A 12,751-nucleotide genomic window follows, 5' to 3' on the forward strand; every position below is an offset into this window, starting at 1 on the left:
AAGCTTTCAGTGCTTCAAGAAAGGAGTGACGATCGAACAGTATGAATAAATTTCTGTATTCTTCTCGGATAGCCCCATACGTGTTCGTTTTGCCTTTTATCTTATCGTTTCTGATTTTCTTTGCTTATCCGGTAATTACAACGGTCAACATGAGCTTCCAAGAAGTATTGCCAGGGCAGACTCATTATATTGGTCTCGCTAATTATAAGAATTTATGGAGTGAGACTTTCTTTGCTGCGCTTAAAAATAGCAGTCGATATACGTTCTGGACGCTGCTTGTACTCATTCCACTTCCTCTTATTCTTGCTGTTTTCTTAAATTCGAAGCTAACGAAGGCAAGCGCGTTCTTCCGTTCTGCCTTGTTTATTCCATCTCTCACCTCTGTTGTTGTCGCTGGAACCATCTTCAGGCTAGTGTTTGGAAGCTTGGATGATTCAGTTATGAATGGATTCCGTCATCTTGTAGGAATGCCGACGATTAACTGGTTGGCGAATTCGACAACAGGGATGTTTGTTTTGGTTATATTGGCGACATGGCGCTTTACGGGTGTTAATATCATCTACTTCCTATCTGCGCTGCAAAGTATTCCGCATGAATTGTACGAATCAGCTGAGATTGATGGCGCGAATGCATGGCAACGGTTCTGGCGTATTACCTTGCCTCTATTGAAGCCGGTTGCGATTTATGTGATCACCATTTCCATTTATGGCGGATATTCGATGTTTACAGAAAGCTACATTCTTTGGAATGGCAACCGTTCACCAAATGATATTGGTCTAACGATGATAGGTCTTCTCTATCGCGAAGGGATCGAGAAAAATAATTTAGGCTTTGGCTCGGCCATTGGGATTACCCTGCTCGCGATTACGATGGTCATCAATGTGATTCAGCTGAGATTTTTCGGCTTATTCAGGAAGGAGGATTAAGCATGCTCACACAACAACGGAAAAGGCCTGTTCCTTCCTTCCTGCTTTTGATGCTTTTTCTAGTCCTAGCAGGCCTCGCGCTCTTCCCGTTCTATAGTATTGCTTTAGCTTCGCTCAAGCCTTCGAAGGAGATGCTCCGATACGGGCTGAATGTGAAGCTGCAACCGGAATTACTGTCCATGCATAATTATACGTTCCTATTTTCGGCATCAGCGAAGAAATATTTGCTCTGGTATAAGAACAGTGTTCTGATCTCCCTCGTCTATACGGTTTTCTGTCTCTTGCTGTCCTCTATGGTTGGCTATGGACTTGCGATGTACCGTTTCGCAGGGAGAAATATTATCTTTGTCTTCGTGCTGTTGGTCATGATGGTGCCGGTTGAAATTATTATGCTTCCATTGTATAAGCAAATGATATCGTTTCATTTAATTGATACGTTTAGCGGCGTGATTCTCCCATTCGTTGTAGCACCGCTGCCGATCTTCTTCTTCCGGCAATATGCCGAAGGGCTGCCCAAGGATTTCCTGGATGCAGGGCGAATTGACGGCTGCTCAGAGTATGGCATCTTTTTCAAAATCATGGTGCCATTAATGACGCCTGCTTTCGGGGCTATGGCTATCTTGCAAGCGTTGGCGAGCTGGAATAGCTTTGTATGGCCATTAATTGTACTCAAAACAGGGGAGAAGCTGACACTGCCAATCGGACTAGCGAGCCTGGTAACGCCTTACGGAAATAACTATGACATTCTCATTGCTGGCTCCGTGTTGGCAATCGTTCCCATCCTGATTGTATTTATTTTCTTTCAACGCTTCTTTATATCAGGTCTTACGGTTGGCGGAGTGAAAGGGTAGCGGCAAGGGAAACGTGTCACAGGAATGAAGGAACAAGACATTAACATCTGGGGCACTTAGACGGATGAAATTAAAGGAGAGTAACCATGGAGAATTTGGAGACTAGCTATATCAAACCACTCTTGGAGCAGCGTGCTGATCCATGGGTATATAAACATACAGACGGATATTATTATTTCACGGCTTCCGTGCCAGAATACGATCGCATTGAGCTTAGACGCTCACTTACAATTGAGGGTTTAAAGGAAGCAAAGGCAGCAATCGTGTGGCGTAAACCGACGGAAGGTCCCTTAAGCGCGAATATTTGGGCACCTGAGATCCATTTCGTCGCAGGCAGCTGGTACATCTATTTCGCAGCAGCAAGAACGACCGAAACCAACGAAGGTCTATTCGATCATCGGATGTATGTGCTAACGACAGATGAGGCTAATCCACTCGAAGGAAGCTGGCAGGTGGAAGGGCAGCTGCGAACAGCGTGGGAAAGCTTTGCATTAGATGCGACATCATTCGAGCATAACGGTACGCGTTATCTCGTTTGGGCACAGAAGGATCCTGCAATCGTAGGCAACTCGAATTTATATATTTCAGCAATGAGCAACCCGTGGACGCTGAGCGGTAAGCAAGTCATGATTGCAACGCCAGAGTTTGATTGGGAAATCATCGGGTTTAAGGTAAATGAAGGAGCGGCTGTTTTAATTAGAAATGGTCGAATTTTTATCAGCTTCTCGGCAAGCGCCACCGACTACAATTACTGCATGGGGTTATTGACGGCTCAAGAGGATGCGGACTTATTGGATCCGGAGTCATGGGTGAAAACAACAAGCCCTGTGCTTACAACCAACGAAAGTATCGGTCTTTTTGGACCTGGTCATAATAGCTTCACGGTCTCTGAGGACGGGACCCAAGACATTCTCGTATTCCATGCTAGAAATTATAAAGAAATTGTAGGCGATCCGCTGTATGATCCCAACAGGCACACGTTCGTACGTGTGCTGAAATATAACGCTGATGGCAGCCCAGATTTTGCAGGGTCCATTGCGAATTGACCGATGGTTATGGTACTATTTTAGCAGAGTGTAATTTGAAGGAGGTGAAGGTAGGATGAATCGAGAGTTCGTAAACAACCGTGTGAGCCAGTTACCCATTGCGATGGCTGGCATCGTTCATGCAGAAGTCAAAGACGCGAGAGGTCTGTCCACTTATGCGCATACGGTTTACCAACTCACGAAAAGACGCCTACCTTAACCCTCTACGGAAGTATCCGAAAGGTCGTAGGAATTTTTCCTGCGGCCTTTTTGTGTTAATTTGGTTCATGGTAGGGTCTGTCTTTATAACCAAGGAGGATCCTTCATTATGTTAATTGTTAATGGTCAAAATATAAAAAAATACCACGGTGCCCAGCTGGTGCTCGAGGATGTTACGTTTGAAATTCATCAAGGGGAGCGTGTTGGACTTGTCGGTCGCAATGGCAGTGGGAAATCAACGCTGTTGCGCCTTATTGCCAAGATGGAGAAGCCCGATGAAGGGCAGTTGACGGTGCGAAAGGATACAGGGATCGGGTATTTGGCCCAAATCCCAAGCGCTTGGGAAAGCTTCACGGTCTATGACGTGCTGGCTGCGAGCTTGCAAGAGCTGCTTGCGTGCCGTGCGACGATGCGTCAGCTCGAAGGGGAAATGTCGAGCCCGGCGGTCATGAATGATGAGAAGCAGATGGATCAGCTGCTGAAGAGATATGCTCAGCTACAGGAGCGATTCGAGCGAGAAGGCGGCTACGAATTGGATGCGCGAATAGATCAGGTAGCGAATGGACTTCGTATCGCGAAGGGGTTTTACGAGCGAAGCTTTGCCTCACTGTCTGGAGGCGAGAAGACGAAGATCACGTTAGCTTCCCAGTTAATTGGAAAACCAGACCTGCTGCTGCTGGATGAGCCGACGAATCATCTGGATTTGTCTGGTGTGGAATGGCTGGAGGAGTACCTCAAGCATTATGACGGCGCTTGTATTATTGTCTCTCATGACCGTTACTTTCTGGACCTTGTCGTCACGAAAATCGTGGAATTGGAAGACGGTGAGTCGACTACGTATCACAGCTCTTATTCGGGCTATGTGAAGGAGAAGGAAGTACGTCTGCTTCAGCAGTTCGCGGAGTACCAAGAGCAGCAGAAGGTCATAAAAAAGATGAAAGAGACGATCAAGCAGCTGATCGAATGGGGGCGTATAGGCGGGAATGAGAAGTTTTTCCGCAGGGCGTTCTCCATGCAGAAGGCGCTGGATCGGATGGAAAAGCTCAAGCGTCCCGTGCTGGATCCGAAGGCGGCTGATTTCGATTTGAAGCCGGAGGACCGTTCAGGACGGAGGGTACTGCGATTCGAGAACGTCACGAAGCGATACGGTGATAAAGTGCTGTTGCAGCAAGCGGGGGGCGCGCTTGAATACGGCGAAAAAGTGATGCTTGTCGGGCATAACGGCTCAGGCAAAACCACCCTGTTGAAAATGCTGCTGGGAGAAGCGCAGCCGGATGGTGGGGAACTCGAGCTCGGGGCTCGTGTCGACATCGGATATCTGGCGCAGCAAGCGTATCCGGCGGATGATAAGAAATCCGTATTAGCCTATTTCTGCGAGGAAGCGAAGCTGGAAGAAGGGGAAGCGCGAGGTCGGCTCGCAGCCTATTTATTTTATGGCGCGGATGTGTTCAAGTCGGTGAGTTCCTTGTCTGGCGGCGAGTGGACGCGATTGCGGTTAGCTCTGCTAGTGCTGCGCAAGCCGAACCTGCTTATCTTAGATGAGCCGACGAATCATATGGACATCGCATCGCGCGAAGCGCTGGAGGATGCGCTCGATGAATTCCCTGGCACAGTGCTGGCGGTGACGCATGATCGGTATTTTATGAATCGGCTGGCACGCAAAATATGGGAGCTGGATAAAGGTAAGATTACTGTGTATTTGGGTGATTTTGATGCGTATAAAGAAAAAAGCAGTGAGCTTCGCGCTCGGGAAGAGCTTAAGGCTGATGAACGCCTGGTCGTCGTTGACAAAGTGAAAGCGAAGCAGCCTGAGGCTTCGGGAGCAAGTAGGGGCAAGGCAACGAAAGTGACTTCGCCTGGGAAGGCAGCTTTGGAGAAAGGGATCGCGAGCGTAGAAGCCAAGATGGCAGTGTTGGATCTTCAGTTGCAGCAGGAGAGTGAAACACTGACAGCTGCTGAACTCACGGAGCTTTGGGAGAAGCGGGAGGTCGTGCAGGGACAGTTGGATGAGCTGTATGAGCAGTGGATGTTGATCGAGGAATAAATGTTTAACTCATCACGAGGCTGTCATCAAGTAGGTATATCTACTTGATGGCAGCCTCGTTCCTGTTCCTGCCACCACCAAAATATGTAACCTCAAACTATTTTTGTGCGATAATGTAAGATATATCGATTGGTGAAGTGAGGTTAGAACATGCAAAGAAAGAAATTACTTGTTGGAATTACGTGGGTTACCTTAACGATCATCTACTATTTTGCTTACGGGATTGTGAATCAGTTTTTAGATTATATGGAGAATGGTTTTAGCTTATTAAATACTACGATCAGTTTGCTGCCATTTTTCATAGCCATTTCGATTACATATGTACTTATTCAACTGCTAGCTCTACGTCAATCCTATAAAGTACTTTGGATGATTATGCTCTCGATCCTACTATCAGTTCCTACAAGTTTGCCGGTGCTAAAACTAATTGACCAGCAGATGAAGAAAGTTGATCCGATTCAACATCAAACACTAGCAGGAAATTTTCATAAACAGATTGATTCCATTCGAGGTAGTGATATAACGACTACGATGAATATCATACAACTAACCGATTTTACATGGGATAAGCTATATTTGTTCGGTCCTTATACAGGATATAGTCAAATCAATGAGCGACTAGGCTACATATGGACGAAAAATTCTTTGCGCTTATCAGACGAAAATAGCAGTCTTCTCGTTTTTGTTTTGAATGGAAAAGTTGTGCAATATCTGGATCTATCTACTTGGATTCGAGGCGATAAAAACACTATCTATACGCCTGATCGTGGTGTGATTCAGTTTTCCAACATGCGCTCAGACAATAACCAGATGAATCAAACATTAGTAGAATTAATTGAACAGAGCATTAGGTAGAAACAACACCTGTAGAAATCGTCACACAACTGGCTTCGATTTGCCATTGTTCCGACATGGAGTCCGTACCCTGAGTGTGATAAGCTAGAGGTACTTAGAGAAGGAGGCGATTGATGTGATACAAGTTTTCCCGGCCCACACGCGTAATTCAACCGATATGGGGTGGCTCAAGAGCCACAAAAGCTTCTCGTTCGGCGATTATTTTGATGAAGACAATGTTAGCTTCGGTGTTATGCGTGTTTGTAATGACGATGATATCGCAGCAGGGCGGGGCTTTGGCCCACATCCCCATAGTGATATGGAGATTGTCAGCATCGTGCTCAGCGGAGCGATTAAGCATGAAGATAGTCTCGGCCATGTTGCCGTAACGGCGGCTAATGGTGTGCAACGAATGTCCGCGGGCAGCGGCGTTATTCATGCCGAGTATAATGCATCGGAAACGGAGCCGATGAGTCTTTTCCAGCTTTGGTTTATGCCAGCAAAACGAGGAATGGAGCCCTCTTTTGAAAATGTCACATATGAGCCGGAGGCGATGGTAAACCATCTCTTGCCAGTCGTAACACCAGAGGGAGGTCCTCACATCGCGAAAATCCATCAAGACATGAGCATTTACCTGAGCAAGCTGGATGCGGGTAAGGAGCTGCAATTCGAGCAAGGTGAGAATCGCCGTATTTTCCTCATGCTCGTGAGCGGGAAGTGTTCAGCCAATGAAGCAGTACTGGAAGCGAAGGATAGTGCGCGTATGGAATCGGAGTCAACGCTGACGATTCGCGCGCTGGAAGATACACATTTCATGCTTATTGATCTGCCTTAAGGAGATAACGAGAGATAGAGGAGGTTGCAGCGATGAAGGAAACTTTTTTGGTGAAGCATGCGGTTGGCGGACGTGCATTTATCGATACCGGTAAGCACCCCGTGCCTTATGAATGGAAGCAGCAAGGCGAACAATGGTTGTTCAGCGTTCAGATCGATCAGCCAGAGCGGATTGCGGAGCTTTTGAAATGGAAAGATGAACTGAACGTATTTATTTTCCAAGAGTTTGAGAATGAGCCTACACGGAAATTATGGTTCTATGTCGGTGACGATGCGGTTCAGTATACCGCAGATAAAGGCGAGCTAACGATTGTCGCAACCTCCCGTATTAGCTATATCCCCGACCAATTTAGTGCGAAGTGATTGGAGTTATACCCATGAAAGTTCAGGTTCAACAACTAGAGAAAGCGATACCCTTTATACAAGAATGCTACACCGAATTAGGCAAAAGTCAGACTCAAATCAACGCCCGAATTGCTGAAATAACGCAAACCATTCAGTATAAAGGTGAGTATGAGCATACGATAGAAGAGTTGACCCATGGTGCAAAAATGGCTTGGCGCAACAGCAACCGCTGCATTGGCCGCTTGTTCTGGGAGTCGCTTCGTGTACACGATGCTCGTCATATTGAGACTGAAGAGGCAGCGGCCGACGCGCTTTTCAGGCATATCGAGGAAGCGACGAATGGCGGCAAAATCCGCCCCGTCATCACGATCTTCCCACCTTCGCGAGAAGGGAAGCCTGTCGTCCAGATCAAGAACGAGCAGCTGATTCGCTATGCTGGGTATGAGACCGAGAATGGCATCGTGGGCGATCCTGTTTCATTGGTTTTCACGAAGGAATGTCAGGCACTCGGTTGGCAAGGGGCAGGCACGCATTTCGATGTGCTGCCGCTCATGCTTCAAGTGGGAGAACGCACGCCGCGGCTGTTTGAGATCCCACAAGCGTTGATTTTGGAGGTTGCCATCACCCATCCGGAGCTGCCAACCTTTGAAGAGCTGAACCTGCAATGGTATGCGGTGCCGATGGTCTCCAACATGTACCTCGAAATAGGCGGCGTGATTTATCCTGCGGCTCCTTTTAACGGGTGGTACATGGGAACGGAAATCGGCGCACGGAACTTTGCCGATGAGGCCAGATACAACATGCTGCCGCGAGTAGCGTCGATCATGGGGCTGAACACGCATCGCGAATCTTCCTTATGGCGGGACAAAGCGCTGGTCGAGCTGAATGTAGCGGTGTTGCATTCATTTGGGCAGCAGGGTGTCGCCATCGTCGATCACCACACGGCGGCGAAGCAGTTTAAACGCTTCGAGGACAATGAGGAGAAGAGCGGACGTGACGTCACTGGCGATTGGACGTGGTTGATTCCGCCGATGTCCCCAGCAACGACGCATATTTTCCACCAGCATTACTCGAATGAAGTGAAGCTGCCAAATTTCTTTTACCATAGTAGAAAGCATTAGTTTCGGTTCTCGGAAGCCGTAGTTAATCAAGTTGTAAAGTCTACTCCCATACTCACACTTTGTGTGGAGACGGGGGTAGGCTTTTTTGTTGCGAAAAGTTGGATAGAATGGTTAGATACGGAACGAGGTTCCGCTATTTGTTGTAAATTAGGCTTTATGGCGAAGTTGCGGAACGACGTTCCGCTATTTCGCCGAAATCAGCAAAATTTGCGCGAAACAGAGAAGAATAGCGGACTGACGTTCCGTATCATGAGGAAATCGCCTGATTTCACGAGATTAGCGGACTGACGTTCCGCAACGTGTGTCAGCTCGCCTTACGAACGGAGATTTCCCGCGAATCGCCAATAGTTTAATAGCCAAACTAACTCGTATGTAGTATGATTTGGCATATTGAAAGCACTTAAAGCACGTATTATACACGTAAAGGGGAACTCCGCTTGTGGCAGAAGGTGGCTAACTGGAATACTTTGCGCAATCAGATGTTAGCGGGATTTATTGCCGTGATGATCATCGTTCTGGTCTGTGCAGGCGCTATTACGTTCAACTCGGTGTCCACCCTCCTGAATACGAAGGCGGAGACACAGATGAAGCAAATCGCTAGTCAAGCCAACGGCAGGCTGGAAGCGCTCATTACACAAATCGATACGTTAACGTTACAAGCTGTAAATGATGTGTATCTGCAGCAATTATTTTTATCGTCGGTACAGGGGAGAACGGTTAGCTTCAGCGAACGTCAATCGCTTTTGAAAATCGCCAATCACATCCAAGCCTATAGCGGTGTGAGCAATGTAGAGCTGTATACGACTGACTTTGCGCGCATGTTTCCGCTGGATGAGCAGAAGCTAACAGATCGCATTGACCCGAACTGGATTGAGCAGGCGGATCGAGAGAAGGGCAGGCTGGTTTGGATTGGGAACGATCCGAAGAACCCGGAATCGGTTCTAGCCATCCGGCGGATTAATTTAATTGACCGATGGTTCTCGAATGGCGGGTATCTGATGGTGCGAATTAATCGCAGCTATTTTGATTTCCAAAGCCAGCTGCCGGATACGGGGCACCGAGAGTTGATGCTGCTAGCCGATAGCTCGGCTAGACCCATCGTTTCGGATGTCGGGGCGCTCGCCAACATAAGTGAACTGATGCATACCGTCGCACAGCAGGTCACGCTGGAGCAGAAGCGGTACATTCTGGTGAAACAGCATTCGGACCAGACGGGCTGGACGTTGATGATTCTGTATCCGGTGAGTGATATTACCGATGGGATTTCCGTACTGCGCTGGGCGATTATCGTGTCTGGGGCCATCGGATTGGTGCTGTTTATCATCCTTTCGTTTCTTCTTTCATCGATGATTACGAGGCCGATTCTGAGGCTGATGCGAGCTATGAGAAATACAAGGCAAGGGGTGCTGACGCCCAATCTGACGCAGTCTTACACCACAGAGTTGAACGACTTGAACATGACATACAATCAGATGGTGGACAATATCAATCGGCTCATTAAACTCGTGTACGAGAAGGAAATGATCCAAAGCCGAACAGAGCTGCAGGCGTTGCAAGCACAGATCGATCCGCATTTTTTATATAATACATTGGAAGCATTGTACTGGTCCTTGCAAGAGAAAGACGAAGAAGAGCTCGCTGATCTCGTTGTATCGATGTCTGATTTATTTCGCTATGTCATCGGTAATCCGAACAAGGATGTGTGGGTTACCCTATCAGACGAATTAGAGCACATAAAGCGTTATTTAAGCATCATGAGTGTGAGGTTCGGTTCACGTCTCGTTTGGGAAATTGACAGCGAAGAGATGTATAGTCATGTGCATATTCCGAAGCTGCTTATTCAGCCGTTGGTGGAGAATGCGATTTTGCATGGTTTGGAAGGTAAAATTGGGGTGGGGCTGATTACGATTCGCGTGGAGCCGTCACCTTTGGAATCAGATGAGCTCCGCATTACGGTACGTGATGACGGCCCGGGGATGAATGAACAGACACTCCAAGCTGTGCAGGAGTCGATGGAACGCGGAAGCGCAGCCACAAGTAATGGTTTTGGATATGCTTTTAGCTCTTCTCCTAGCCCCAACCCTAGCGGAGAATCAAGCTCTGCCCTTAACACCAATGCCTCATCAGCCAAAGGAAAAGGTATGGCCATTTCCAATGTACAGCGGCGTCTCCAGCTCTACTACCCGTCACTGCCAGATAAGTATCGTGGTTTAACGATTACTAGTAGGCCTGGGCATGGGACAAGCGTGAGCTTCGATATTCCGATTTATAAGGAGGAAAACGATGATACAATCGGGGAAAACTATACTCATCGTTGACGATGAGCCATTAACAAGAGAAGGCATACGCAAAACATTAGAAGCCTGGTCGATTGGGCGTTATTCCATACTCAGCTGCAGCAATGGGACGGAGGCACTCGAACTACTCAACACACGTCCCGTGCATCTCTTGATTACAGACATCCGTATGCCTGAAATGAACGGTCTGCAAGTCGTGGAAGGTTCTCGAAGTTTCGCCCATAAGCCCGTAGCTATCATTATCTCGGGACATCCTGATTTTCAATACGCACAAACAGCCATAGAGCTGGGTGTCGTTAACTATCTGCTCAAGCCGATCCAGAAGAGCAAGCTGATCGATGCCGTTGAGCAAGCATTGCGCATTGAGGAAGAACGCGGCCGCGTAGAAACGATGGAGAAAATGGTGGACACTCGCCTGATGCAGGCGAAGACCGCTGACAAAAACTATAGTGCGCCTGTCCAACAGGCACTACTTTATGTTGAAGAAAATTTACAAGCTCCGCTTGGCATGAGCGAGGTTGCTAGCCATATTCATCTGAATCCGAGCTATTTCAGCGCGCTTTTCAAAGAGCAAACTGGTTTCACCTTCAGTGAATATGTTACGAGAAGCCGGATCCAGAAGGCGAAAGAACTGCTGCTGCAAACAAGGCTGACGATCGCCGATATTTCGGAGCAAGTTGGTTATCAGACGTCGAAATATTTCATCAAGCTGTTCAAAGAGTACGAAGGGACAAGTCCAAATCAGTATCGGAAACAGATTATGGATGCCGATGATCGGATAGATACCTCGAAATAGTGGAATATTACCCGATAGCTGTTACTCCCTGCGGCCTCTATGAAAGCGCTACAATAAAACACGTAGCACACAAATGATTTGAGGGGGAAACAAAAATGGTAAGAAAAACGCTTACATTGTCGCTTACTACGATGCTTGGCCTATCTATGGTACTGACGGGCTGCTCTAGCTCCACAGATAATGCGAGTCAAACGACAGCGCCTAAAGAATCAGCGAAAGCAACGGAAGCAGCAAGTGCTCAACCCGCTAAAAAAGTGACTATTAAAATGATGCACCTCTGGCCGACTGGAAACTCGGCAACACAAAACAAAATTGTAAACGATATCATCAAAGAGTATCAAGCGGCTAATCCGAATGTTACGATCGAACAAGAAGTGCTCGAGAATGAACAATATAAGAATAAAATGAAAGTGCTTTCTACTTCGAATGCGCTTCCAGACGTGGGCTTCACATGGGCTGCAGGCTACATGGATCCTTATGTAAAAGGCGACATGTTTGCTCCACTTGATGACTTGCTGCAAGGTGATTTGAAGGACAAGTTCGTTAAAGGCACAACAGATGCTTATGCATTCGGCGGCAAAACCTACGGACTTCCGGTTGAATTGAACATCGTACCGGTGTATTACAATAAAGCCATTTTTGCTAAGCATAACCTTACACCACCTAAGACGTATGATGAGTTCAAAAATATTGTAAAAACGCTTAGCTCGAACGGTGTAGCTCCAATCGCGCTTGGTAACAAAGACCGTTGGACAGGCTCACTCTGGTACATGTACCTTGCTGACCGAATCGGCGGACCAGAAACATTGAAGAAAGCGATTGACCGCTCAGGCTCCTTCAACGATCCTGGCTTGGTTCGCGCAGCTTCGGAAGTTTCCCAGCTTGTTGACATGAACGCGTTCAACAAAGGCTTTAACGGACTTGGCAACGATGAAGGTAAAGCTGAATTCATGAATAGCAAAGCAGCTATGTACATGATGGGAACATGGGAATTACCGAACTACACAACGAATAAAGATGTTCCACAAGCGTTCAAAGATCAAATCGGATTCTTTAAATTCCCAACGGTAGATGGCGGTAAAGGTAACATGGATAGCTGGGTTGGCGGACCAGGCGTAGGCTTGTTCGTTGCTAACAACTCCAAAGTAAAAGAAGAGTCCAAGAAATTCGTTAGCTTCTTCGTATCGAAGTGGGGCGAGCACGCTATTTCTGAAGCAGGCGTAATTCCAGCAACAAAAGTAGACACGTCCAAAGTGAAGCTGCCGCAAATGTATATCGACCTATTGAACGAGCTTAATAAAGCGAGCAACATTACGCTGTTCGCAGATGTTCAAATGAAGCCTGCATCCGCAGAAGTTCACTTGAATATGATTCAAGCCTTGTTTGGTAAAGCGGTGACACCGGAAGCCTTTGCGAAGAATCATGAGGATGCCTTGGCGAAGGAAGCCAAGTAATCTAA

Annotated in this window: 12 protein-coding genes; all 12 read left to right on the plus strand. The window is 47.3% G+C overall.

Going from position 1 to position 12,751, the window contains the following annotated elements; translation table 11 throughout:
- Positions 1–41: 41 nt before the first annotated feature.
- The 12 genes from AC58QC_RS20885 to AC58QC_RS20940 all read left to right on the plus strand — a co-directional run bounded on the left by AC58QC_RS20885 (position 42) and on the right by AC58QC_RS20940 (position 12,746).
- Positions 42–926, plus strand: a complete 885-nt coding sequence (locus AC58QC_RS20885; protein WP_497417002.1) for a carbohydrate ABC transporter permease — start codon at positions 42–44, stop codon at positions 924–926.
- Between the two features lie 2 nt (positions 927–928).
- Complete coding sequence (locus AC58QC_RS20890; RefSeq protein ID WP_497417003.1) at positions 929–1,777, plus strand: carbohydrate ABC transporter permease; 849 nt, start codon at positions 929–931, stop codon at positions 1,775–1,777.
- Between the two features lie 86 nt (positions 1,778–1,863).
- Positions 1,864–2,823 (plus strand): glycoside hydrolase family 43 protein, encoded by a 960-nt coding sequence (locus AC58QC_RS20895; protein ID WP_497417004.1) that lies wholly within the window; start codon positions 1,864–1,866, stop codon positions 2,821–2,823.
- Between the two features lie 55 nt (positions 2,824–2,878).
- Entirely contained in the window at positions 2,879–3,022 is a 144-nt protein-coding gene (locus AC58QC_RS20900; protein ID WP_171632188.1) for a hypothetical protein, read from the plus strand.
- Between the two features lie 108 nt (positions 3,023–3,130).
- Positions 3,131–5,065, plus strand: a complete 1,935-nt coding sequence (locus AC58QC_RS20905; protein ID WP_497417005.1) for an ABC-F family ATP-binding cassette domain-containing protein — start codon at positions 3,131–3,133, stop codon at positions 5,063–5,065.
- A gap of 150 nt (positions 5,066–5,215) precedes the next feature.
- Positions 5,216–5,920: a hypothetical protein gene (locus tag AC58QC_RS20910; RefSeq protein ID WP_497417006.1), complete on the plus strand. Its 705-nt coding sequence runs from the start codon at positions 5,216–5,218 to the stop codon at positions 5,918–5,920.
- A 115-nt stretch (positions 5,921–6,035) separates the two neighbouring features.
- Positions 6,036–6,734, plus strand: a complete 699-nt coding sequence (locus tag AC58QC_RS20915; RefSeq protein WP_497417007.1) for a pirin family protein — start codon at positions 6,036–6,038, stop codon at positions 6,732–6,734.
- Positions 6,735–6,766: 32 nt separating this feature from the next.
- Positions 6,767–7,096, plus strand: coding sequence for a hypothetical protein (locus tag AC58QC_RS20920; RefSeq protein WP_497417008.1), 330 nt, complete (start codon positions 6,767–6,769; stop codon positions 7,094–7,096).
- 14 nt (positions 7,097–7,110) lie between these two features.
- Positions 7,111–8,199, plus strand: a complete 1,089-nt coding sequence (locus tag AC58QC_RS20925) for a nitric oxide synthase oxygenase (RefSeq protein ID WP_497417009.1) — start codon at positions 7,111–7,113, stop codon at positions 8,197–8,199.
- 437 nt (positions 8,200–8,636) lie between these two features.
- A complete protein-coding gene (locus AC58QC_RS20930; RefSeq protein WP_497417010.1) occupies positions 8,637–10,517 on the plus strand; it encodes a sensor histidine kinase in 1,881 nt (626 codons plus the stop codon).
- On the plus strand, positions 10,483–11,292 hold the full coding sequence (locus AC58QC_RS20935; protein ID WP_497417011.1) for a response regulator transcription factor: 810 nt from the start codon (positions 10,483–10,485) through the stop codon (positions 11,290–11,292). Before AC58QC_RS20930 ends, AC58QC_RS20935 begins: the two co-directional genes overlap by 35 nt.
- 95 nt (positions 11,293–11,387) lie before the next feature.
- The gene (locus AC58QC_RS20940) at positions 11,388–12,746 is read left to right on the plus strand and encodes an extracellular solute-binding protein (RefSeq protein WP_497417012.1); all 1,359 of its coding nucleotides are present in this window, start codon (positions 11,388–11,390) and stop codon (positions 12,744–12,746) included.
- Positions 12,747–12,751: the final 5 nt, after the last annotated feature.

It is taken from the genome of Paenibacillus sp. J22P51 (genome assembly GCF_059692215.1).

Bases quoted from the DNA above. Each gene is read 5' to 3' on its own strand.
- AC58QC_RS20885 (WP_497417002.1), top strand. From the start codon at position 42: ATGAATAAATTTCTGTATTCTTCTCGGATAGCCCCATACGTGTTCGTT.
- AC58QC_RS20890 (WP_497417003.1), top strand. From the start codon at position 929: ATGCTCACACAACAACGGAAAAGGCCTGTTCCTTCCTTCCTGCTTTTG.
- AC58QC_RS20895 (WP_497417004.1), top strand. From the start codon at position 1,864: ATGGAGAATTTGGAGACTAGCTATATCAAACCACTCTTGGAGCAGCGT.
- AC58QC_RS20900 (WP_171632188.1), top strand. From the start codon at position 2,879: ATGAATCGAGAGTTCGTAAACAACCGTGTGAGCCAGTTACCCATTGCG.
- AC58QC_RS20905 (WP_497417005.1), top strand. From the start codon at position 3,131: ATGTTAATTGTTAATGGTCAAAATATAAAAAAATACCACGGTGCCCAG.
- AC58QC_RS20910 (WP_497417006.1), top strand. From the start codon at position 5,216: ATGCAAAGAAAGAAATTACTTGTTGGAATTACGTGGGTTACCTTAACG.
- AC58QC_RS20920 (WP_497417008.1), top strand. From the start codon at position 6,767: ATGAAGGAAACTTTTTTGGTGAAGCATGCGGTTGGCGGACGTGCATTT.
- AC58QC_RS20925 (WP_497417009.1), top strand. From the start codon at position 7,111: ATGAAAGTTCAGGTTCAACAACTAGAGAAAGCGATACCCTTTATACAA.
- AC58QC_RS20935 (WP_497417011.1), top strand. From the start codon at position 10,483: ATGATACAATCGGGGAAAACTATACTCATCGTTGACGATGAGCCATTA.
- AC58QC_RS20940 (WP_497417012.1), top strand. From the start codon at position 11,388: ATGGTAAGAAAAACGCTTACATTGTCGCTTACTACGATGCTTGGCCTA.